18 protein-coding genes and 1 pseudogene are annotated in these 23,591 nt (G+C 60.3%); 1 reads left to right on the top strand and 18 read right to left on the bottom strand.

Annotated elements, in window-relative coordinates; translation table 11 throughout:
* The 5 genes and pseudogenes from AWB75_RS37375 to AWB75_RS30285 all read right to left on the bottom strand — a co-directional run.
* Window positions 1-909: hypothetical protein (locus AWB75_RS37375; protein WP_143746538.1), on the bottom strand; the 909-nt coding region annotated here is incomplete at its 3' end.
* Complete coding sequence (gene tssJ, locus AWB75_RS30300) at window positions 906-1,424, bottom strand: type VI secretion system lipoprotein TssJ (RefSeq protein ID WP_061127701.1); 519 nt, start codon at window positions 1,422-1,424, stop codon at window positions 906-908. The genes tssJ and AWB75_RS37375, both read right to left, overlap by 4 nt.
* A 15-nt stretch (window positions 1,425-1,439) precedes the next feature.
* Window positions 1,440-2,567 (bottom strand): type VI secretion system baseplate subunit TssG, encoded by a 1,128-nt coding sequence (gene tssG / locus AWB75_RS30295; protein WP_087087007.1) that lies wholly within the window; start codon window positions 2,565-2,567, stop codon window positions 1,440-1,442.
* Window positions 2,531-4,380 (bottom strand): annotated as a pseudogene (tssF, locus tag AWB75_RS30290) (type VI secretion system baseplate subunit TssF). Before tssF ends, tssG begins: the two are co-directional and overlap by 37 nt.
* Before the next feature lie 32 nt (window positions 4,381-4,412).
* The gene (locus AWB75_RS30285; protein ID WP_235012299.1) at window positions 4,413-7,031 is read right to left on the bottom strand and encodes an ImcF-related family protein; all 2,619 of its coding nucleotides are present in this window, start codon (window positions 7,029-7,031) and stop codon (window positions 4,413-4,415) included.
* A gap of 339 nt (window positions 7,032-7,370) precedes the next feature.
* Here AWB75_RS30285 and AWB75_RS38870 point away from each other — a divergent pair, with 339 nt between their 5' ends.
* Window positions 7,371-7,589 (top strand): hypothetical protein, encoded by a 219-nt coding sequence (locus AWB75_RS38870; protein WP_235012298.1) that lies wholly within the window; start codon window positions 7,371-7,373, stop codon window positions 7,587-7,589.
* A gap of 296 nt (window positions 7,590-7,885) precedes the next feature.
* Here AWB75_RS38870 and AWB75_RS30280 read toward each other — a convergent pair whose 3' ends face one another.
* The 13 genes from AWB75_RS30280 to AWB75_RS30220 all read right to left on the bottom strand — a co-directional run bounded on the left by AWB75_RS30280 (window position 7,886) and on the right by AWB75_RS30220 (window position 23,575).
* Entirely contained in the window at window positions 7,886-9,157 is a 1,272-nt protein-coding gene (locus tag AWB75_RS30280) for a hypothetical protein (RefSeq protein WP_087087006.1), read from the bottom strand.
* Between the two features lie 9 nt (window positions 9,158-9,166).
* Entirely contained in the window at window positions 9,167-9,418 is a 252-nt protein-coding gene (locus tag AWB75_RS30275; RefSeq protein WP_061127698.1) for a PAAR domain-containing protein, read from the bottom strand.
* A 79-nt stretch (window positions 9,419-9,497) separates the two neighbouring features.
* Window positions 9,498-10,241 (bottom strand): putative type VI secretion system effector, encoded by a 744-nt coding sequence (locus AWB75_RS30270; protein ID WP_061127697.1) that lies wholly within the window; start codon window positions 10,239-10,241, stop codon window positions 9,498-9,500.
* Between the two features lie 10 nt (window positions 10,242-10,251).
* A complete protein-coding gene (locus AWB75_RS30265; RefSeq protein WP_061127696.1) occupies window positions 10,252-11,019 on the bottom strand; it encodes a putative type VI secretion system effector in 768 nt (255 codons plus the stop codon).
* Complete coding sequence (locus AWB75_RS30260; protein ID WP_061127695.1) at window positions 11,016-13,871, bottom strand: T6SS effector BTH_I2691 family protein; 2,856 nt, start codon at window positions 13,869-13,871, stop codon at window positions 11,016-11,018. The genes AWB75_RS30265 and AWB75_RS30260 overlap by 4 nt, the downstream gene beginning before the upstream one ends.
* Window positions 13,872-13,922: 51 nt before the next feature.
* Window positions 13,923-14,888 (bottom strand): DUF4123 domain-containing protein, encoded by a 966-nt coding sequence (locus AWB75_RS30255; protein ID WP_061127694.1) that lies wholly within the window; start codon window positions 14,886-14,888, stop codon window positions 13,923-13,925.
* 9 nt (window positions 14,889-14,897) lie between these two features.
* On the bottom strand, window positions 14,898-17,258 hold the full coding sequence (locus AWB75_RS30250) for a type VI secretion system Vgr family protein (protein WP_061127693.1): 2,361 nt from the start codon (window positions 17,256-17,258) through the stop codon (window positions 14,898-14,900).
* A gap of 105 nt (window positions 17,259-17,363) precedes the next feature.
* A complete protein-coding gene (locus AWB75_RS30245; protein WP_143746536.1) occupies window positions 17,364-19,220 on the bottom strand; it encodes a hypothetical protein in 1,857 nt (618 codons plus the stop codon).
* 31 nt (window positions 19,221-19,251) lie between these two features.
* The gene (locus AWB75_RS30240; RefSeq protein WP_061127691.1) at window positions 19,252-20,109 is read right to left on the bottom strand and encodes a hypothetical protein; all 858 of its coding nucleotides are present in this window, start codon (window positions 20,107-20,109) and stop codon (window positions 19,252-19,254) included.
* A 31-nt stretch (window positions 20,110-20,140) separates the two neighbouring features.
* Window positions 20,141-21,319 carry a tail fiber protein gene (locus AWB75_RS30235; protein WP_087087004.1) on the bottom strand — a complete coding sequence of 393 codons (1,179 nt, stop codon included), beginning with the start codon at window positions 21,317-21,319 and terminating at the stop codon, window positions 20,141-20,143.
* Window positions 21,320-21,322: 3 nt separating this feature from the next.
* Window positions 21,323-22,000, bottom strand: a complete 678-nt coding sequence (locus AWB75_RS30230) for a DUF2612 domain-containing protein (RefSeq protein ID WP_061127689.1) — start codon at window positions 21,998-22,000, stop codon at window positions 21,323-21,325.
* Complete coding sequence (locus tag AWB75_RS30225; RefSeq protein ID WP_087087002.1) at window positions 21,997-23,172, bottom strand: baseplate J/gp47 family protein; 1,176 nt, start codon at window positions 23,170-23,172, stop codon at window positions 21,997-21,999. Before AWB75_RS30225 ends, AWB75_RS30230 begins: the two co-directional genes overlap by 4 nt.
* Before the next feature lie 88 nt (window positions 23,173-23,260).
* On the bottom strand, window positions 23,261-23,575 hold the full coding sequence (locus tag AWB75_RS30220) for a hypothetical protein (RefSeq protein WP_235012297.1): 315 nt from the start codon (window positions 23,573-23,575) through the stop codon (window positions 23,261-23,263).
* Window positions 23,576-23,591: the final 16 nt, after the last annotated feature.

The raw sequence follows: 23,591 nt of genomic DNA, 5'->3' as shown, positions 1-23,591 counted from the left end.
CTCATCCCTCATCAAGGCGATGATCGTATAACGCTCAAGCCGAGAATCGGTTGTCATGGATTTAGTAAAACTCAATAGCAGCGTGCCGCCGTGCGCGGCAATGTTTGTGTAGCAACGCGAGCGGATATCCTCGGCTTCACACTCCATGCAGTGTGATCTGCGATAGAGGAAAGTAATGCCGCGCTCGAAACGATGCCCCTTCGCACATTCGAACAAATAGCGCGCGTTACTGCCCGCCCACTCTTGCGACAGGCACCGCCAACCGAGCTTAGTCGCATGATCGTGCAGCCTGGCCAGATAGGGATTGGGTTCCAAATTCGCGGCTACGCGCATATTCTGGCAACGCGAGCACGATAGCGTTTCGCTCAGGACGGCATCGCCTCGCGCGGTCCACCGATGGTCGCAATCGCACTCGAAAGGATATAAGTGACGGCTTCCCGTGTACTCATCGGCCAGGCACCGCACGCCTTTAGCGGCGGCGACTGCATGCAGCCGCTCCAGACCATCGCTGCGCAATGCGCGCCGTCCGTCAGCTTCGGCCTTGCATCGCATGCACCAATGACCCAGGCAAAGGCTTGCTCCTGTCGGCGCCCACTCATGCCCCTGCGCACAACGCACCCGACGGCGATCACGAAGTCCCGTGAAGACGCCCAGCAGCGTGCCACCGTGCGCTTCTATGTTGGTCATACAACGCGAGCGGATCTCCTCAGCCTCACACTCCATGCAGTGCGGTCTGCCGTAGAAGGCGTTAGCGCCACGCTCAAAGCGATGCCCTTTCGCACATTCGAACAGATAGCGCGCGCTGCTGCCTGCCCACACTTCCGACACGCACCGCCAACCCAGTTTAGCCGCACCCTCATGCAGCTTGATCAGATAGCGATTGGCTTCCAACTGTCCAGCGCCGCTCATTTTCTACGTGCCTTGGTGTCGTCGGTGATCGACAGCGCTTTATCCACCAGCGCCAGCTTGAGCGGTTCGTCTGCCGACAGTGACTCGCTCTTGATGACCTGCTTCCATGTTCCCGTCTTGTCCGGGTTTTGAAAAAACGCCGCAATCGCCACGTACTTCGTGTCCTTCATCATTGGTTGCGAGAGGTTTGCCGCGCCACCGGGGTTCACCACGACCGCCATGCTCGCCTGTAAATCCTCGTTAAGCACAGGCGCGTCCTTGACAATCAGATCACCGTAGGAGGCGCCGTCAAAGCGCTTACGATCCTTCAACTGATAGACGCGCACGGCAACCGAGTTCGAGCGGCCCGCGCTGTCCCGATTCAACCCAGCGTTTGCGCCCAGATCGACGTTGACCGTTCTTCCGCGGTTGTGGAACACCGTATCGTAGGCATTCGACGTGCTATCGGAGACGGCCTGCCATGCGCCGCACCCTGACAACAGTAACGCCAGCACCGCGCTATATCGAATGAGCATCGTTTCTCCCTTTACTCACGCGGCGTGCTGCTGCATATATGGATTGGGCTGAGGCATCGGAAACGCTTCGCACACGCCCAGTTCCACTGTGATGGCACGCTCCTGCTGCGCCGGCAGCACAACGGTCCAGCCCAAACGCGGCGCGACATCCGTGCGTTTCTCGCCCACCGACGGCGTAGGCGCGAAGCGCGAGGACATTTGCATGCGCAGATGCACGTCCGCCTTCACGCCCATGTAGAGCCCCACGAGCGCTTTTACGTCGCGATGCAGCCAACCGCCCGGCAGCAGATCGCGTGCTTGCTGCGCGTCCTGTGGCTGCAGCGTCACGCGCACCGCACGGCTGCGATATGGCAGGCGCTTGCCCAGCACGTAGCCACCGCCGAGTCCACGGCCTTTCGCAACCGTTCCCTTCGTCGTGAGCGGCTGTTGCTGCCCGGCGCGCTTCGCAACCGGCCAGAATTCATCGACTTTCACTTCCACGCCCGGTGCGCCGAGCGCAATCACACCCGCCAGCCCTTCCGGTGTGCGCGTGCGCTGGATCATGAGACCCAGCAGCGCCAGCGTGCGCGCATCGGGCAGTCCTGCGCGTGCTGGCTTGTTACCCCAGCCAAAGCCGATCAGACACAGCAGATTCTTCGACTGCGCATCGGTGCCGCCGTATCGAAAACGCTCCGGATAGCGATACTTCTTCCACGCCCGGTACAGCAGCGTCACGAACCGGTGGTGAAATTGATCGAGAAACGCTTCGACCGCTTCGTGTCCTTCCTCGCGCTGGGCGACGTCGTCCAGATAGTGGCTAGGCATCGCCGCATCGACGCCGTACAGACCCATGAAGGTCGTGCGGATCGTCGGCGGCTGGGACGTGGCATAAGGATCATCGTCGATATCGGCATATTCGACGCCCGCGATCTCGCCCGCCGGAAAACCCATACGGGCGCGCGAGCGGAAGCGCACCGGCTCTTGTTCGGGTGTGTCGCGCTCACCGAAGCCCGCGCGCTCAGGCATCCCCGCTTCCAGCAGCCGGCAGAGCTGCATGAAGCTCATCTTCGGTGCACGTGCGAGGAGCGCTACGACCAACGGTTCCACGTTCGCCAATTCGCGTGCGCTCATAGCGGCGCCCGCCACGTCTTGCTGCGCGGCCATTCGATGCGCGTTTTCGACGGCAGACTCACGATCGCCAGCTCCGTGAACAGGTTGATCTCTGCGTATTGTTCGAAAAAGCGATGCAGCAATTCGCCGAACAACATCACGTCGCCATCGCCGGAGAAGGCCTGCGAGTCGAGCGTCACTTCGATCAACACGCCCCGCTCCACCGCGCCGCCCGTCACCTCTTCGAGCAGCTCTTCCGACACCCACAGAATCCCCGCCAGACGCCGGCGATTCAGTTCATCGTTGGTCCAGTCGTAGAGTGCGAGCGCGCCGCGCAGCACCTCCGCGTTCATCATCGACAGGAAGTTGGGCGCGAGATGTGACAGGACGCGCCACTGGAAGCGGTCGCCCGTGGGCGGATACAGCGGCAAGGTCGGCGCGATGAGATTGCGCACGCCCGCGACATTCGGCGTACTTTCCGCGAGTTCGTCCAGACGTGCTTCCCGCAAGCCCTTGCGCGGCAGCATGCCGTTGGTGCCCGTCACGTGCAGCGACACGCTTTCCTCCGGCAAATCCTGCATCGTCTCCCACGCGTGGCCGCCGAAGATTACCCACGTCTCATGCAAGCCGTCCATGCCAGGCCGCACGCGCGTATGGAAATAGCGCTCGGGCGCTTCATGGCGCATCATCCCACCGCGATGGCGGAAGGTCGCGAACGGCACGTACTCGTAGCGCTCGGAGCTTTCGTGATCGAAGGCTTCGACCGCATCGACTGAATAGGTTTCGACGTGCTCACCCTGATAGCCCGCCGGCACCACCCGATATTCCGTCTCGTGATGATCGATGACGACCGGCTCCGCATCGAGCTCGAACAGGTTGATGACTGGCGTGCAGAAGAGCCGCACGTTGTCCCTGTTGAAACGCTGATCGGAGGGATACGGATGTTCGAGCACGATTTCCAGTTCGAAGCGCGTCGAGTTCTCGGGAAGCTTCTCGACGTCGAATCCGCACAGATCGACGAAGAGAAACTTCTCGCGGAACGTGAAGTATTCGAGCAGCAACTGATAGCCGGAGAACGCGGCATCTGACTTCGGCCACAGGCGTTCCTCGGGTGAGAAACCCGCAGGTTCGATGGTGACGCCCGCGAGCGGCAACGCTTCACCGTCGCGAATTTCAGGCACGCGCCATTCGATCGTGTGGATTTGACGCGTGAGCGCCAGGTGCATCGCGAAGGCGGTCGGCAAGTCCGCGTTCAGATACAAGCGCAGGCGCGACAGATCCGTTTCCTTGCGGTTCGCCGAATGATCCAGTTCGAAGGCGAGACGGATCACCGAGCGGCCGTCGTGACGCACGGTGGGTCCGGCCTGCAGCAGGCGCAGCGGGTGCAATTCGACGGGCTGCGTGGTTCGGTACAGGCACTGGACGGTCTTTTGTGTGGCGCCGCTACCCGAGTCGTTGCCAGCCGGAATCGGTGCGGAGCGCACGGCCACGCCTGCCGGTACGTGCTCGGTGCGCTGATGCTTTTCGCCAAGCGGGGTCAACTCCACGACCGACAGCGACGGAATCATGCGCAGGTAGTGCGGCCACAGCAGGCTCACGAGCCCCTCGGTCAGCTCGGGCAATTCGTCGTCGAGTTTCTGTTGGAGGCGTCCGGTGAGAAATGCGAAGCCTTCTAGAGGCGTTCGACGTAAGGATCGCGGTCGCCGACGCGATCGAGATTGAGCATGCGCGCCCGGTCCGGATGCGCGCGTGCGAACTCGCGCCCCGCCTCGCGCAGATAGCGCATCTCGGCTTCGTAGTAGCGGAGAACCGGATCGGGATGCGGGTCGGCATGCTGTTCGACGTCGGGCGTTTTATCGTTCTTCATTCAGATTGGATTCTCATGGTGACGCGCGCGCGTCACTTCATCACCGGCAGCGGCACGCCGAGTTTTTGTGCGGAGGCGATGGCGCCCGGTGGCAGGGGCGGCGGTGTCGGTCCCGAAAGCTTCGATCCATCTTTCGCCACGCTCGTCACGAAAATGCGCGTGGGCAACGCGAAGTGGCGCAACTGCAGCACGTCGAGCGGACCGGCACCGGCTTCGGCGCGCAGTTGTACCGACAGCGGGACACCCAAGCTCTGATCCGGCGTCCACGACAGCAGATAGCGCGCGTTGTCCTGCTGTTCGGCTTTCGCGCGCTCCAGCAGGCGAATCAGTGCGAAGCGTCCTTGCGCATACATCGTCGAGCGCAAACCGCCTTCATCGGTTTCCCACTGCAACTGCGCCTGGTTGTCGAGCGCCTGACCCGGCCATTCGAACGGCACCCACTGTTCCATCTGGTTGAAATAGTGCAGCTGCTGGCCCGACGCGATGAGCTTCAGGTCCGTGATGCCGGGCGTGGGCACGCCGCGAAGTTCGAAACGCACGCGGGCGTCGCCAGAGGGGAACAGGACGGTCGAGACGTGCGTGAGCTTATTGAGCGCGGCAAGGAATGCAGGATCCAGCGTAAGCGTGCCCTGATTGGCGCCCTGTGCCGCAACCCAGCGATCGCCTTGTAGTTCGATGACGCCGGCAAGTTGCGTGGCGACGAATCTCGCAATCACGCCGTTATCGAGCCGCATGAAGCGCGCCATGTCGGGCAAAGAAGCATCGTTGTCCGAGTCGGCGAACGGATAGCGTCCGCCAAAGGCGCGATTCCAGTCGGCGAGGATCGAATTGCGCCAGATGTCGTTCAGGCTCGCTGAAGCAGGTTGCACCACCACCTGCCACGTCTGGTCGAGCGGCGCTTCGAACAGGTGCCCGAATCCGGACCACTGTTCGCCGAGGCTTGCGGCGAGGCGGCTCGCATAGTCGCGGCTGTCGGCAATGTCGGAGGTCTTGCCCTGAAGCATCGCTTGCGCGGCGATGCGCGACATCGCGTCCGGATCGGCGCTGGCCATCATCTGCTGAGTCTTCAGACGCATGGCGGTCACGCGCTCAAGGTAACGTGGCAGGCTGAGGTCGCCGACTATCTGGGGCGTCCCCTTCGCATTGACCGGTGCGTTGGTCGCGAGGTCGCTCCCGGTCAGGCGCAGGATCGGGCCGAAGGCCGCCGCTAATGGCGCGATCGCCGGCTGCGTCTGTCTGGACGGGTCCTGCTCGTCCTTGCCGGCCCACTGCTGTGCCTTCGCGATCAGGTTATCCGACAGCGATTGCGTCGAAGCGCCGGCGCTCGCCTGATAGACGATCGCGTTCATCAGCGCCACCAGCGGCGAGCGTTGCGGATCGCCCAGCAGTGTCAACTGGTCGACCGTGCCCGAGAGCGACGGTGCGTTCTGCCAGCGGATGCTGTTCAGGAACTGGCTCCACGCACGGGCGTAATCGTCGAAGTAGCGCTGGCGCAACTCGGTCTTGAGCGCGGACGGCGCGGTGTTGCCGATCTTGGCGTCCGACAGTACCCAGTCGCCCGTGACCGTGCGCTGCTCGCTCGCTTCATCGATCGCCTTCGGGATGCGTTCGTCCCATGCCGCACGCGTGAACACGCCTGAAACCGTAGCGGTCGTATTGAAAAGGCCGCGGCTCGGATGATCGCCCAGCAAGGTCGCCAAGCTGATCGGCGGATACTTCGGCTTCGCTTCCTCGATGATCTGCTGGTAGATCGCATCGGTCGAGTTCTGGATCCCGCGCACGCCGATGATCGTCTGGCGCGTCGAGGCAACAAGGGATACGTCCGGCGTGATGGCCGGTGCCGCGTTACGTTTCAGATGACCCGTATAGAAGGCAATCGCATGTTGGCGCAAGTCTTCCCATGTGCCGGGCGTCACCGACGAATTGTTGGGATGCGTCGGGGCGTTGGTCGCCAGCAATTGTGCGGTAAGGAATGCGGCGTCGACGCGCTCGGGGTGCGCAAGCATCAGATACGTCTTGAGCGTGTCGTAGGCCGCCTGCACTTGCGCGTTGCCGCCGCTGGCGATCTCGGCGTCGGAGAGTGACGCGAGTTGGTTGAGACGCTCTTCGAGCTTGCCTTGAATCGGCGCGATCAGCACGCGCGAAACGGCGCCCTGATAGCCAGGACGCAAAGCGTCCAGCAGCGCGGCATCATGATTCAGGCCGAAACGGGCGAACCACGGAGCGCCTTCGTTGCGATGGATTTCGAGCGTGTCAATCTGCTTATTCAAAGCATCGAGTGCGAGCAGCGCCTGCGTCGGGTCCTGCACGGACGAAAGCTTGGTCAGCGTCGCCGCCGCCTCTTGCATCGCCGCTCGGTTCAACACTCCAGAAATCACCGTGCCGAGCAGCCAAAGCGCGCTTATTGCGATGGTGAACCATGCCACCGTCGTCGAAAGCGAAAAACCTACTCGCCGGCCGTGAACCTTGCGGCTGTGATCCGCGATGGTTTCCCATATAGGTCGAGTCTCCTCTTCCTCCTCGTCGGCCTGCCGCACGCGTTCCGTTGTCGTGCATTGGGAATTCGGCGCAAATAACAGGCCATGCACCGCATTCAGAGCGCTATGAGACCTATTCACCCGCGCCACAAGATCAGATAACGCACCGTGCATTTTCGCAATATGCTGCGAAAGCTCTCCTGCGAATCGATCTCTCCGATTCCGCACAAGTCGTGCGACGCCTTCATCGGCCAGTCGATGCGCCAAATCGAGCAGCGCAGCCCCGATATTGCCTGGCATGGCCGACACGTTCGCCCATAGGAACCCGATCGCCTCGTCCGTCTCCGAATGGTGTTTGGCAACTTCTGAGCAATCGACCAGATACACCGGCGCAACCCATCTGAGCGCCTGCGACTGACGCGCCAGACTCAGCGACAACGCTTCGGAATTGAACGATGCATTCGCTGTGCTCGAACGATTCGCCAACGCGACGGTCGCATCGACCGGTCGACGATGGCGCAACCGGCGAATCTGGCCAAGCCAATCCGCATCGAGCGTTTTGCCGTTTTGCTTCGCGTACAACAGCACCGTCTCACCGCTGATGGAGAACCCCTCCTTCACGAGTTCTGGCGCGAAATTCTTGACCAGCGGCTCCTCCCCGACCACCAGGAGCCAACGGCAGCGATAACGCCAACGCCAGCCATATTGCTCAACCAACGTCGTTTGCAATGAATGCCGCTGGGTTGTCGCGCGACTCTCATTCGGGGCATCAGGATTGGTCACGCGCGCCTGCGCATCGCGCTCGAAGTCACTTGCATCCGCCTTCTTGTCGCGACGTACCCTCCAACGCCATGATCCAGCAAGCGGCGCACGCCATCCGAGCGCGATCAGGCCCAACAGGCAAACTACAAAAATTCGACGCTGAGGCGAAGGATCGATATCCGCACCATTAAACCAGGCGAACAGCGCCGCACATGCTGTCGCCACTCCGACAAGTACCCAATACCCCGAAATCTTCTTGCTCAACTTCATTCCTCTACCGTCTTTTCCTTTTGAGCAACTGGCTGCACGACCAAAAACCTGAGGCTTGCTTCACGCCACGCGATCAATTGCGCTTTTTTTCTACCGGACGCTTGCTCGACACCAAGCGCAAGCGCCATCCATCCGGCGCTGCTGCCAGGACAGCCCAACGCGGCATCGATGTTGTGTAAGCCTGAGAAGTTTGGCGTTGCCGAAACACCGATCGCAAGATCGGACATGCATTGGCTGATGGCATCCTTCTCAGCGCGCTCGACGCCGGACTGCCAGAGATCCTCGACTTCCTTACCCTCCGCTCGCCCCCATTGCAGCGCGGTCGTTATCGACGCCGAAACGTCATTTGAGATTGCTTCGACCGGGCGATGTACGTGCGCCACGATTGGTAAACGCCGACGTTGTGCGAGCGGCAACCAACTTAGGATCAGTGCCACCGCGACTTCCGCACTGTTTTGCGGCGGTGTTTCGTGAAGCTGCACGCTGACAAATAGAAGCGCCTTCTCGAGCCGCGGACCGCCTTTGATATCAAGCCACTCGTCCAGCGACATGACACCCTGCGACGACTCCGTCAAGACAGCTTGCGTTCGTCGCAAGCCGCTCTTGTCCCAGCAGGTTTGCCACACCTGGCGCAGATGATCGCGCTTCGTCTCGTCTGGTAACTGCAATCGCACGCCAAAAGGGATATCGAACGCGATCACTTTGACTGTGGGTGCGATGGCAGCGATCAACGCATCAAAACAGTTTCGATAACGTCTCGTTTCCGGATCGTCATCCTTGTGCTCGTCGTTTTCTTTCGGAATCGATTCTTTCTCCAACGTAAGCGCGGAATGGCGTATGCCTTCTACGCCGCTGCGAGTAGTTTGCGCTGTCAGGGTTATCGAACCGTCGGCCAGCTTCCTGGCCAGTTCCTTCGTTCCGAGGCCTGTTAGATAGGCAACACCATTGACCGCCAGCGGCTCGCTGGCAAACTGCAATGCCGTTTCATAGGCTTCTTGCAGCGCCTCGTTCTCGGCCTCGATACGATCGTTTTCCTGTTCGCGGTAAAACAGCCGAAGACCAAACGCGAGCCCCCATGACAACGGTGGAATGACGAACAGGCGAATCCAGAACCAAGCTGTACCGGTAGGTTCCCCCTTCGGCCACGTCAGCAAGGCAGTCGCCCCACCGGCAATCAGCGTAACGACCAGCGCGACCAGCCAGACGACCGGTCGCGGTGGATTTGGGCGCGGCTCAGAAGATTCCGCAGGAGGAAGCACGACCGACATCGAGTGGGCTCAGATCAGGCTTGAGATCAGACGGCAACCGCACATGGCTCGGTATCCGTGACGTGCAAGCGGCACGCCATCGTCGGTCATACTCTCGTCGCCATCGATGATCAGATTGGGATTGATCTCGGGGTGCTTCGGGCATGTCACTTGGTCGCCCTTGCGGGCGACGTATCGACCGTCCATGCGCATCGTCTCCGATGCGGTGATGACTTTGCCGCCGTGATCGGTTGCGTCGCCGAGTCGAATTAGATTGATCATTGGAGCCTTTCTCTCAGAGATTTAAGGGAATAAAAGCCATTTTTGAGCAATGGCACGTGGAAGTGTCATCGTCCTGAATTCAACTTCCGTTGTAACGGAAATACAAGACACCGAGCGGGCCCGGTTCGCCCTGTTGCTTGGTCCTTTTGGTTATTGCCGGGAGATCGATGTTCTTAACGTCTCTCCATCCAAAGCCTTCGAATATTCCTTCTGCTAGCCGGACAAAGCCCATGAACTTCCAAGCGATTCGATATGCGATCACACCGTAGATCGCTGCGGCAGTCAATGATGCCGCCAACAGAGGCGGGAAGATGACTTTCACATCCGTTAGAGTCATCGATTTGCATAGCCCGACTATGAAACCCATCGTGTAAAACGCCATGAAGAAGATCGCGATGACTTTAAAAAATAAAGCGAAGGATTTCTTATAGTGCGCGTAACGCCCTCGGCTGCAATGTGGATGTAGGGCAACGATCCCATCAGCAACGCGACGTATACCGTAGCCCCGCCATCCTTCATCGGACCGCTCAGCAACAACTTCAACTTCATCTCCTTCTCTGAACACGGACGTCCATACCCATGCGCGAACTTGTCGACCATCGAGATCAAAGGACAAAAGATCAGCTTCCTCCGTAGTGTCCAGCGCCGCAGCGCTAAGCCCGGTGGCAATTCCACCCAAACCTGCGAGCCCTGCAGCCACGGCTGTGACGCCCATCTTCACGTGATCAGCCTCCGTGAAGAAAAAATCCTGCGCTTTGCGCTCCTTCCGCAAGTTTTGTTTTGCATATGACCGCGCAGCAATTGCGTCGATGGTAGTTCGCAAGTCTTCGAGTTCAACGTCTATCTCCGCTGACTTCGTTGTAGCGGAAATATAGGATGCCCAGCGGACCCGGTTCGCCGGGTTGCTTGCTCTTCATCGTCATAGCCGGGAGGTCTATGTTTCTGACATCTTTCCAGCCGAAACCTTCGAATATACCTTCCGCTAGCCGGACAAAGCCCATGAACTTCGAAGCGATTCGATAGGCGATTACTCCGTATATGCCCATCGATATTAGTGTACCTCCCAAAAAAATGGGCAATAGACCCTTCCATTCCGACCAAGTTAAAGACTGGAAGAGACAAACCACGAGGCCCATCGCGTAGAATGCCGTGAAAAAAATTGCCATAACTTTAAAAAATAGCTTTGCCGATTTTTTATAGTGTGCGTAGCGCCCTCTACTGCAATGCGGGTGCAACGCCACGATACCGTCATTGATGCGCCGGACTCCGAAGGCTTGCCATTCCGTGGCTCCTCGCTCAGCAACGACTTCGACCTCGTCACCGTCTTTAAATACTGACACCCACACCCAAGCCCGTACTCTCTGGCCTTCTAAATCGAACTCCAATAGGTCAGCCTCCTCTGTCGTGTCAAGTGCGACACCGCTTAGCCCTGTTGCAATTCCTCCCAATCCAGCAAGGCCGACCGCTATCGCGGTCGCGCCCATTCGCGCACGATCCGAATCGGTGAAGAAGAAATCACGACTACGGCGCTCTTTGCGTAGATTCTGAATTTTTCCCCGTAGTAATTGGGTAGGTGCAGATTGATTTTTTCTTGAATTCACTGAGTGACCTCTTCGGACTTAAGTCCGGTTGCAGCAAGAGCTTTATCAAATTCTGCTCGCTGCTGGCTCGAGTCCCACAACGGGTTGTTTGGCGACTTTCCAAACCAACATTTTTCTAGCCATGTTTGTAAATCATTATCGGAAAAATACCAGACCAAGAATTGGATCACCATGAGAACGACCGCAACCTCCCACCCTGCCAAGAACAAAACTGCTCTGCCCAATAACAGCAATGCGCCCCGTTCGCCTACGACAATTCCCACCTCTTCGGCAACGGCTCCGACTGCGGCCTTGCCCGCGAGATCGGCTGCTTCTCGACGAGCAGCGGCACTAACTCCGGCTTCTGTTGCACGAGCTAGCTCAGCCGTCCGGGCTGTCGCCCCAGCCATTCCTGCATTCGCCTTCCCGAGCCATACCAAGCCCTTTCCGCCAGTCGCACGTGCAATCATGGGTGCGGACGACGTCAAAGCGGTCAGAAGATTCGCACTGGCTGCTCCCGCACCTAACGCCGACTTCACAAAGTAAGCGAGAGCGATCTTGACGTCCCCCTTCTTACCAGTAAGAACTGCTTTACGAAAATCAAGCACTGCCCCGATCATCGAAGAAGCGCCACTACAGTAGCCGGTGATAGCCTTCAAATTCGCCAGCGTGCCCGCCGCATCCTTCGCCATTGTCGCCATCGCCTTCATCGGCAACTGCAAGCAGGCAGAGGTTGACGAAAACCCACTGGCGACGAGCAGCGCATAGTCTTCGCCTGACTTATTCTCCTTCGCCAGAATCGAACCGAAAGAGAACAATTCGATAATGGCAAGCGTTCCCGCCAGTCGCATTCCTGTGGCCGCCGCATCGCCTTGGGGTGTGAGACGAACAGCGTTCCACTTGGCACGCAGCAACTTGCCTTCTTCGGCATCCGCAACGTTCATCAAAGCTTTCGTATAAGCCTCGCCGGCCTTCACGCCCTGAAGACGCAATGCTAAGAACTCGGCTCGCAATTTATTGCTCAACACAAGCTCGGTCCTCGCCGACTGCTTCACCAACCCAATTGCGTCGGCGCGCGCAATGCCCGCGTGCATCATTAACGCCCCACGAATCATGAACGCACCTGTGCAATCGCTGAACTTACCCAGTCCCGTCCATTTGAACAACGGCGTGGCAATCACCATGACCAAGCGATCAACCTTCATCGCTTTTAATGCTCTTTCCGTTCCAGACACCGGAAATTCATGCTCGGTCACCTCACCCATCTTGTCCCGGAAATCCGTGAACGACTTCAGCTTATCGAGGTAGATCCCGATCGAATCCAAGCCACCCGTAAAGGTCTGCCACGGAGTCTCCTTGTACTTCGTCGCGGCCTCTAATACTTCCTTTAACTCATCCTTCGGCTTTTTCTGGTTCGATGCAAAGGCGCGCCAAACCACACTCTCGGGCTGCGTCGGGTCCATGTTGTTGACCAAATCAAACAGAATCTGCTCGCCCTTCGCCTCTGATCCTAGACCGGTCACCGCCTCGGCGATCACTGCCGCGAACGCTATGCCACAGGCCAAATTATCATCGTGATAGTCGTTGAGCGTCGCAATGAACAAGGGAGCTTTTAACCAGGCTCCCACGTCCGGCGCGCGATTTGCCTGTATGTTGGTTATCGCGCCTTGCACAGACGCAAACCACGGTCGAAACGCCATAAGTTTGCCCAGATTCAGCTTGGGCAGATATTCGCTGTTCCACTTCGCTTCGCCAATTAGCTTCGCTTCGGCCGGACTGATCTCACCGGCCTTATTTGCAGCCTGATCGATTGCCTTGTAATCGTCATCGCTCATCGAAGGCATCAGGAAGCCGTCCGACCCCAGCCCGCCGCCGCTTCGCTTCATGCTTTCGACGGCACCAGCCATAGCGGATCGCATCGCACTTTTGGAGGCCACTGCACCATTGCGCACCGCGATCTCCGCTGAGTCGATCGATTGCATCGCATCTACCTGCTGCGCACGCTCGCGAACGTACACGTCCAACATGCTCATCGCATCATTGCGAAAGCCGTTCAGCTCATGCGCGTTTCCAACCGCATCCCACAAGGCCAGCAACATCGGCGGGTGAGGTTGCGCCCCTTTGTTCTTGCCGACGTCGTTCATTACGTCGACAAGCTGCTTGCTCGCCGATGCCGGTGTAGCCTGCCGAATCTTGAGCGGATAGCGTGTGGCCTCGCGCCTGATCAACTTCGTGTCGTACGTGCCATCTTCTTTGCTCAGGTTCTTTATCTGCCCCGGATTCAACAGCTTCGAATCCAAACCCGGCATATATTCGATGACCTGGTCGATGCTTTGCTGCGTCGCGGTCACCGCATGCGTGTTCGTTCCTCCGGCCGCCCACTTCGCAGGTTCGATGCATTGCATGCGTTGCCGGCGAAGCTTTTCATCCTGTGCGTAGCGCTTGAAGGTCTCCTTGTGCCAGCTATGTTCCGAGAACGCAATGAACACTTCGCCGCATTTTTCCGGTTGCTCGATCGCGATGATTTCCATCGGGACCGCAACGCCAGCCTTCGCACAGGACGGGTGCGTGACCGGCGTGGCGGGCAGCGGAAGGGACTGCTTCCAGATCCGGCCATCTTCGGTCACCTTATACGCTTCCCAATAATTTCGACCACGCGCTCCCTTGGCGTAAAACAAATAGAGCCAACCCTCACGCAAAGTGCGTAGCGCATAGTTGTGCTCGGTCAGCTTGACGCTGTTCACCTGTTCGCCACTGATTCCGCTCGGAAGATGTGCAGAAACGACCTTCGGTACCACGGTGTAACGCACGGGGAGGATGGGTAGCCCCGCCTTCTTGCAGTTGTCGCACGAGGCGCTGTTATCGATTGCCATGTGAAGTCTGTTTTATTTTGAGTGTTATTTTCGACGCGGAGCGTTGCGGGGCTACGCTGTTTGCTTAAGCCAACGACCGCTTTGAACGTCATCGATTAGTCCAGCATCAAACTCATCAACGACCGCGCAGTGCAGCGCATCTTTAGCGAGCGCCTTGAAGGCGGCGTCGACAACCGGATGTTCGTAGAACTTGGGATGCCATGACAATGCGTATCCAACAAACTTCACAATGTCGTCGCGATCTGACAGCCCGAGATAGTCCGCGCGTGCTGCTGCGACTTGCGCAGCGGCGACTTCGCTCTCGGACGGCTGACGGTCCACGTCGTGCATGAAGAGACTCAGCGCCCGATTGACGTGACTCTGCCGGTGCAACACACGCCACTGATCATCAGAAAGATCAAGGCGGGGCTGCATCGCCCCTTTCGCGGTATAGGTGACGAGATTGGCGCTCGCATCCAGTGCGAACCAGGCCTGCACAGGGCCGAGCAGGGTTCGCTGCTGCTGCGCGTCGAGTACCGGCCACATCAAGCTCAACGCCCGAGAATCATAGAACCGCAACACGCGCTGTTGGCCCCGCTCGTCGCGTTGCAGGAGGACAGCGGACCAGTGAGCCACAATATCGTCGATTGGTGCGCCGCTGAACAACCATCCGCCGACGCGCTGACCGTGGCCACGCGCGAGCTCGGCAGGGTTTCGGTCCGCGAACGCGATGCGAACGGCTTCGCGCAATAATGCGACCCCAAGCGGATCGGACAAGTCGATCTCAAGCAGTTTCGGACGGTGTTCGGACGGAAAGGCACCGTGCTCTATCGGAACCGGATGAGCCGTCATTCGGCTAAAAAACACGCCGTCATCTGGCCGGTCCTCCAGTATCCGCAAAGACGGGTCGATCACCAGATAGCAGTGATCGCCCGGATGCTCCCGGTGATGTTGCCGCAATGCATCGACTACTTTGTCGGCCGGATTGGTCCCCGGCATCGGGTCAGCAATTTGAGTTTTGGATGAGGCGAATGTCATGTGCGAACCTCAGTCCAATGCGACACTGGATGCGCTTTCAGCTGAAGCTGCAGCCGATCGCCACGCGCAACCCTTCAGATCGCCTGAGGTCAATTGCGGGGCTGGCAAGCGCATCGACGACGCGCCAGGCTTGTCCCATGAAGCGCATTTCTCAAGAATGTCGCCTGGGGTTCCGTTTTCGATGCTGTTGGCGTTGATCTTGATGTACGAGCCGCCTGCGCCGATCCACACCTCCTTCGAAGCCGACAACACCAACCGGCCGTCAACGCTTGTGATGGTCAAGTCCTTGAGCGCGGCCAGCGCCATTTCGTCGTCCAGCGCACGGACTTCGACCTTGCCCTTGGCGAAAAGCTTCAGGCCGAGCTTCTGCGCGAAGATTGAAATCGCCTCGCCAGCTGCAACCGTAAAGCGCTTTAGCACGCCGATGTCTGCGTTTCCTCCCGCTGTCGCGATGATGTTCTGGTCCGCACTCAGTTGCAGGTGATCGCCCGATACCAGGCCTATGCCTGCGGGAGCGCTCACGAGCACGCCGGATTTCTTGAGTTCTGTGAGGGTGCCATCGAGCAGAGTCTTCTGCTTCTCGTAGTCCGCCGCGATGGCCTGCGCCGCCGCTGCCGCGCCGGCGAGCGACTCCATCTGCTGTAGGGCCTGTTGAAGCAACCCTTGCGCAGGTTGCATGTCAAGTTGCGCTCCCTGCGCCGCATACTGCGCGTCTGCAGATATGAAGACGCCTTTACCTCCTCTCAGCGCTATGTGCTCATCGCTGCGCAGCTCCGCCCCTTTTCCCCGCTCCTTGCGATCCCCATCGACCATGTGCCCCAGATTCAGCTCACTGGTCTGATACGGCGTAGTAAGATGGATGTGCTCATAACCGCGCTTATCCTCCATGCGCATCTCGTTGAGCGCGGCCGAGCGGATAAGATTTCGCGTGTTGTTGAGGTTGTTGACCAGATCCGGATTCAGGCTGTCATGAAGTGAGCCGGCGATCACCGGGCGATTCGGATCTTGATTTGTAAAAATCAGTGCGACCTCGGTCCCATCGATCAGCGGGAAATGATGCCCGTAGTTCGACCCCGCATACGGCCTCATCATGCGGATCGCGCGGCTGCGCCCACCCGGACTCCACTCGTCCAGATCGAACGGCATCGCCGTGACGTACAGGCCCTTCTCGGTCACATAGCCATAGGTGTATTTTCCCGGCGAATCGATTCGCGCTGGCAGGATGCCTTCGATTTTCGGTTTCGCGACCGAGTCGATGCTCGTGCGCCATCTCCGGTCCGCCGGAATCGCCCGGAACGCGCACCAGTACGACGTGCGTCGACCGCCACCAAAACGGATCGATGTCACCAGAAGCCCGTGCGGCGCATCCTTCGGATTCACGTCCAGATTGACTGCCTCACCCGCTTCGAGCGAGAACGGATTACCCCGTGCCCGGAAGGTGATCTGTGTAGCGAGATGCTCTTCATGGCGCCGACGTGCGATCGCCTTACCCTCTTCGCGGGTTTCATAGTGCTCGCCCCAGTGGTTATCGACACCGTCCGTGGTCTTGTCCGCAGGCGCGGCATTCTCTTCCACCAGCGGCGACACATCCGCCTGCCGATGGTTATAATCGTTCAACTGGATCGCTTCGGGTACGCGCCTGGTGATGGTTCTGAGCGAACGAATCGACTCCGCACCGGCGCTCTCAAGGCCCGAATAGAGGCGAAACGGAATGATCCGCTTCTTGCGCGCGTAGGCATCCAGATCATCGCCAAATATGATGACGGCGCGGTCGTGTTTTTGCTCGAACCGGAACCAAACCCCCTCTTCGGCACACAGTCTTTGGATGAATGCGAAAGTCGATTCGTGATACTGAGTGATATACTCGTGCCGCTTGTACTTGCCGCGCAGCTTCTGGAAGTCGAAGTCCACGCCCAAGCGATAGCCGTAGTGGCGTAGACAATCCGTGATTATTTCAATAACAGATTGTTTTTGAAACAATCTGCATTTTCGCGCGCGCGCGAGTTCTGCGATTTTCGGCACGAGCGTGACGCGATACCGGGTTTCGTCCGCCGACGTGCCAATATTTTCGAATGCGTCAATCACCCCGTGCGTCGAGAACACACCGGGCATTTTGCTGAATTGCTTGGCCCGCTCGCCGAACATACGTGTCAGGTAGGCCATATCCGGGTCCACCGGCTCGATCGTAAATTTAGCTTGCCGACCCACGACTTGATCCATTCCGATGTCAGCGACCGGACTGGTGAATTCGATGTGATATTTGTATAGCTGACTAATGGCAGATTCGCCATTAAAGCCCGATACCGATATCGGGGCAGGCTGCGGCTTGAGCACTAGGCTATACGCCTGGCTCGGTAACACCATCGACATGCAAAAACTCCCTGCTGAACTTGCGCCGTCGGCTCGACGGCAATACTGAAGCGTTGCGCTACGCCCCATCGGATCACATGCCACGAATTCGCTTTGCAATTCGGCTTAAACAGGTTGATTGTGACCTAAATTTTTATTGCCAACAGTCAGTAACAGATCGTAGTCCGCATAATTCGGATTGTTCTCAGGACTCGATGCATTGGCATTTCGAATAGATCGATTGGACTGCGAGGAACACGTGGTCCCCCGCTGAAATGGAGAGCGGACCAGCGAGCCGAGCGTCCCGCCCTTTTTCTGCGTGCTCAGCGGCGGATCGGGGAAACGCCGGACCGCCTGCTGATAAACGCCCGGATACCCGTATCCGTTGCACACCGAGAAGATCACCTGTGCAGGTATTTGCCAGTCGTCCTCGACGGGCGCGAGAATCTCGATGTCGGCATCGACCAGATACATACCCGACGGGACCGAGATCGAATTGTCGCCGTTCAGCGTGAACGGGAAGCCTCCGAATGGGCTGGTGCCCGTGCTGAAATCCAGCTCGTAATGGTCGCCCTTGTCGATGCCGCGGGTTCCCGCGTAGCCGAGTTCGATCTGCAGGCCCGAGGCCAAGCCACTGAGCGATGAGGGCTTGTTGAGGATCATCGCTACGCCCTGCGTCGCGTTCCAGTCGCTGTTGACCTGCGCGGCGGGAATCGTCGGCGTGCCCGAGAGATCCGCGTACTGGCCGGAAGTCGCCACCTGGGCGAGATCCGGCCGATTCAGGATGTGGGCGGCTCCGGCCCCGGCGTCCCAGTCCGCGTTGACCGGCAGCCGTGTGACGAGCACATCGTATTCGCCGTTCACCCGAGCAAGGCACAGCGCGAACTCGCCGTGCGCGAGGACGACGCCAGGCGCCGCGTCGGGGCCGCCCATCCAGATGAAATCATTGCCCTGCGCGAGCAGGTTGAGCACCCCTGCGCCGTGGTGATAGATGAGGAACGCGACGGCATTGAGCGGCAGCGTCGACGTGCGCGCAAGCGTGATCTTGCCGCCGTCCGCGCCGGCCCACTGGATCGCCATGCCGGCGTGGGATGCTTTGAGCTTTGTGTCGTCGTTGAGCGTGACCTGCCCCGAAAAACTCCCGAGCGCGCGCTGCACGAATTCGGTCGTGGCCGGCGCGGTGCTGTGGTCGAACTGCGGCGGCGTCTCGAACTGCGGCTCGCCTGTGAGGTCCGCGTAGTTGCCGCTGGTCGCCACCTTCGCCAGATTGGGGCGGTTGAGAATTTCGGCAAATCCGGAATCCGCATCCCAGTCGGCGTTGACTTGCTCCGCCGGGATGGCGGGTGGATCGACGAGGTCTTCATATTTGCCGCTAGTCGCCACGGCCGCCAGATCGGGCCGATTCCGGATCTCGGCAAGGCCAGATTCCGCGCTCCAGTCGGTATTGACCGGCGAAGGTGGCGTACCGGCGAGGTCGCTGTACTTGCCGCTGGTCGCCACCTTCGCGAGCGTGGGCCGGTTTCGGATGACGCCGGGTCCACTGGTGGCGTTCCAGTCGGCGTTGAGTGACATCCACCCGGCGGCGCTGCCATCCGTCGCATCGGGATTGGTTGCGTTGTTGTCCACGCCGTTCAGCCAAAAGCCCTGAATGGTGCCCTGAGCGTCCACGCGCAGCAGCAGCGCCCCCGCTGGATAGCCGCCGATGTTCGGATCGGTGGCGAACGCCGTGTCATAGGCGAGCGCCCCACTGCTCATCACCCAGCGCGCGATCCGCGAGAGCACGAACAGGACGCCGTTCATGTCCTGACCGAACGGCGGAATGCCGCCCTTCAGCGGGCTCGTCATCGTCAACGGCGGGAAGCCGTCGTTGAAGGACGCCGCACCTTTCGTGACGCTGATCTGTGAGCTGACCGGAATGTCGTTGCGGCTGCCGTTCTGCGCAAACGGCACCGTCACCGGCGGTGGTCTGTCAGTCTGTCGCATGATCCTATCCTTGGGCGGCCTTCAGCTGCGTTCACAGCCCGATCGCTTGAACTTCGTCGGTGGTCGCCGCCGCCATGACCTGGCCGATCTTCAACAGCAACGCTTCATAGTCAGGCGTCGCCCGGTCGGCGACGGCTCGCGCGAGCGCCTGCATGTCGGCGAAGGTAAAGGGCGTGACCGGCATCCCGGACGCGTTCAGCCAGAGGTTGGGCGGCCAGGTTCCGCTTTGCGCATACGCTGCCAGCATCGCGTCGAGCTTCGCCACACTGGCGGCGTCGCAGGCGAAACCATCGGCGTGGCCCGCCGCCGTTGTGAAGTTGACCGGACACTCGGTGGCCGACTGCCAGGCTGAGCGCAGCGTCGCGATCTGCACCGCCTGCGCGTCGGCCAAGCTCGTAGAGGACACACGCAATGGGGCCGGCGGTGGCGAGAACAACGCGCCATCCGGTGGCGTCTGACCCAGTTCGGTGATGCGGTGCTCGGTGGCCGCGGGACCCGCCGTGTCATCATTAGGTAGCCAATACGCCGTCCCGCGCCAGTCGGCGACGACGGCCCATTGCCCATCGACGATCAAGGCGATCTCATGCTCGCCGGCTTTGGGCTGATTGGCCTGCGTCGGAACGATGGCCGACACGGCCCGTGGCGTCGAGACATCGGCTTCGACCGGTGCGGTCGTCGGCTCCGACGAAGAAGGACGATCGTGAACGTCCCATGCGCCGTCCCGATACCGGACGACCTGCGTGTCGGCATCGACGGCAGGGGGCGCCAGCAGCACACAGCCCGGTGGCAACAGATACACGCCCGGCTCCATCGGGTCTTCCTGCACCATCGTCTCGCCCACCAGCACGCCCTGCTCGTCGAGTTGGTATGCGCGTGTCAGGTTCTCCATTGAACGCTCCGAAGGTGACTCAGTTGGCGATTCAGTATGCGATGATGAAATTGGCGGGCAGATTCTTACCGCGCGTTTCCGCGCCGCCCGCCGCGACAATGCTGATGCCGGTGCCACTGCCATAGATGCCGATGCCCGTGCCGCTGCCGTAGATGCCGATATTCGCGTTTGAGGCGCCGATCCAGATGCCCGTTCCGTTGCTGTTCGTGTTGTTGATGGCGCGGTTGTACGCCCCGTACTGGTTCGGCGGGCTCACCGCGCAAGAGCCGCCATTGTCGGTGCCGGACTGAACCCAGCCACCCGCAGGCATCGAGTGCGAGTGGCCGGGGTCGCCCACGCCATGTCCGTGCCCGGGATCGTAGACGCCATGCGCGTGGCCGGGATCGGCGACGCCGTGAGCATGGCCCGGGTCGCTCACGCCGTGACCGTGCCAGGCGTAGCTGTCGGCTTGGTACGAGCCCAGCGCCCGCCCGGGGTCGAGACCGCGGCCGTTGTCGAGTCCGCGCAGGCATACGCCGCGCGTATCCGGCAGATTGAAGGTGGTCGAGCCATTGCCCGCCCCGTAGGTGGTACCGATCGCGGCGAACAGCGCCGCATAGGTCTGGCGTGAGACGGCTGCGCCATTGGCAAGCAGGTACCCCACCGGCACGGCGCTGCCCATGAAGGGCAACAACGCCCCGGGCGGGATGAACGCGGTCGGTGTGCCACTCAGATCGCTGTATTGGCCGGTCGTTGCGACCTTCGCAAGCGTCGGCCGATTCTGGATGGCGCCCGGACCGCTCGCAGCGTTCCAATCGGCATTCAGCGCGATCCAGTTGCGAGCACTGCCGTCTTTGGCGTCTGGGTTGGTCGTGTTGTTGTCGGTGGTGTTGAACCAGAAGCCGTTCAAGTCGGCGCGCAGGACAGTCGCACCCCTCGGATACCCGCCGAGATTCGGATTGGCCTTGAATGCCGGATCATACGCGAACGACCCACCCGCCTGCATCCAGCGCGCGACCGCCGACAGCAGGAACAGGATGCCGTTGAAGTCTTTCCCATCGGGTGGCACGCCGCCCTGCGTCTTGGGCTGCATCGTCGCCGGTGGGAAGCCGTCGTTGAGCGACGCCGCACCAGCAGCCACACCGGTTTGCGACGACTCAGGGATGACGTTCCTGAGTGCGTTGGCCGCGAAAGGCAGCGTGACGAGGGCCGGTGACTGGTCAGCTTGCATGATTCACGACGCCGCGAGCACGCCGCCCGCAAACACGCCCTGATTGAAGGGCTGGAAGTCCTGAGCCGGATTCGAGAACCCGAACACGTCGACGGAGGCGACGACGATGTTGCACAACACGCCGGTCGGGCGCGGCAGCACGCCGGATTGCGTCAGAAACGCCGCTTCGAGAATCGACAGATCGAACTCGAACACATACAGCATCGTCATCGCGCCGGTGTCGAGTGCATAGCAGCGCCCTCGCCCGGCAAACAGATACCCGAGCAAGCGGTTCAACGACGCGCACGAACAGTCGGTGATGTTGGCCATCGCCTTGGTCATGACGAGCGTGCGGTAGGTGCCGTCGTCGAGTGCGACGTTGCGCACCACGGCCGGCGAGCCGTCGTTGAACACGCCACAGTTGAACGGCTGCACACCCAGCGAAGCGTTGGCGCGATCAAAGGCTTCCGCGAAACCAAGCTCAGCGGGCGGCAAGGCCGCGGAAACGCCCCGCTTCACATTGACGATCTTGCCCCACACGTCGAGTCCGTAGCCGATGGCCGTTGCGACATTCCAGATCGTGTCGTAGAAGGCGTCGAGATCTGCCTGCGGATCGAGGTCCTGATTCAGGCAGTCGATGATCGCAGTGAGCGTCGGCGAGTTCGCGTACTGCGCCAGCAGCGTGTCGGTCCAATTTCTCATGACGATGCGACCTGCAGCACGGAAACGTTCGATGGATCAAGCGTCGGATACTGATCGATGCCGAACGCAAGCGACGTCTGTGTAACGTCCATCGGATCGGTACCGAGCGCAATCGAGAAGATGTTCACGTTCGAGTCGGTGGCGGCCACCCCGGCGTAGTAACGCCCCGCGTAGGTGGTCGAACCGATGCGCGCTGCCGCGCCCCCATCCTCACCGTTGAACGCGGCAATGATCGCCTGCTGGATCCGCTGCGTGATGTCGGCGGGCAGTTGGTCATTCGCCTGGATCGTCACGGCAAAGAAGCACTGCACCGGCGCGGGCGTCACCCACTTGATGGTGTACTGCGGCTGCGGTGGATCGTAGCTGGTGTCGGTAACGATGTAGGCCGTGTCGCCGTTGTAGTCGCAGCCAGGCGCCTTCTTGCTCCAGATGGCCGCCGCAATGGCAGCGGGATCACAGCCCAAGGCGGAAACGAACAGCGAGTGGGCGAGCAGCGGATAACGCGTCGAGCCGTACTGCACCACTTCGCTAGTCGGATTGTCGATCACGAAGGCGTCGAGCACGTTCGGCACGTTGAGCACTGCGCCGTAGACCGACTGCACGCCGTTGACCGAGTTGATCGCGACCGACAGACGCCGCCGTGCTTCGAAGGCTGCACGCGACTCAGCCAACTGCCCCGGCGTGCCGGCCGTCGCATTGGTGACGCGATCCCACCCCTGTGCCGCCGTGTAAATGGTTGCGAGCGCGCCGATCGGACAGGCGATAGGACCCATCGTCTGGCACTGGAACGCCACGTCGGTCTTGCCGGAAGCACCGATCGTCACGGCGGCCGTCGACGCGTACAGATAGCCGTTGACATCCTGCGCCACCGACCCGGCGGAAATCACCGCGCCCACCAGCCCGATGCATGTCGCGGTGACGACGGTGCCCGACGCTGCGATGCGGTTCAGAAAGTAGATACGCCCGATTGCGTCCTGCCAGCGGCCCGACGCCACGTCCGGGTCGACCTGGTTCGAGACTTCGAGGATGTCGTCGTTCTTGTCGCCGATGATGGCGGTGAGCGACTGTGCAAGTTGCCCCTGCGGTGTCGTCAGGCCCGGATTGACGCCGCCGCCGAATGCGGCATTGAAGTCGGCCTGCACGCCCGCGAGGACCGCAGATTCGGCTGGCATAACCGGTCCCTGATCCGTGAACTGGATCGGGGGGACGTTGGTCTCCATAGCTGTGCGAAGAGGTTTGCCCGCGGTGGTGAACTACAGGTCAGAAGGCGGCGGTCTGCGTGTTACCACTCGTGTCGGTGACGTCTATCTCGCCAGTTACCTGTCGGTCGTTGAGCACGAGTTGCGTCACGCTTGCTGCCGCCACGTTCGGTACCGTGAGCGCCGCTTTCACAAGTTCGGAACGAATAAACGAGGCCGGCGGCAATTGACTGAGCACTGCCTGCCAATATGGGATGCCGAGAGTCGTGTCGTAAAAGCACTCGCCACGAAAGGTGCGGATCGCGCTGGCTACATCTTGCGCGACCTGATATGGATCAGTCGCGCAGGCGATGTCGCCTGCGGCATCGAGGCACAAGTCCCATCTCGTGAGG

Source organism: Caballeronia catudaia (genome assembly GCF_001544755.2).
GTDB lineage: Bacteria > Pseudomonadota > Gammaproteobacteria > Burkholderiales > Burkholderiaceae > Caballeronia > Caballeronia catudaia.
Note: the sequence above shows the minus strand (reverse complement) of the source record. Positions and strands in the feature narration are given on the sequence as shown.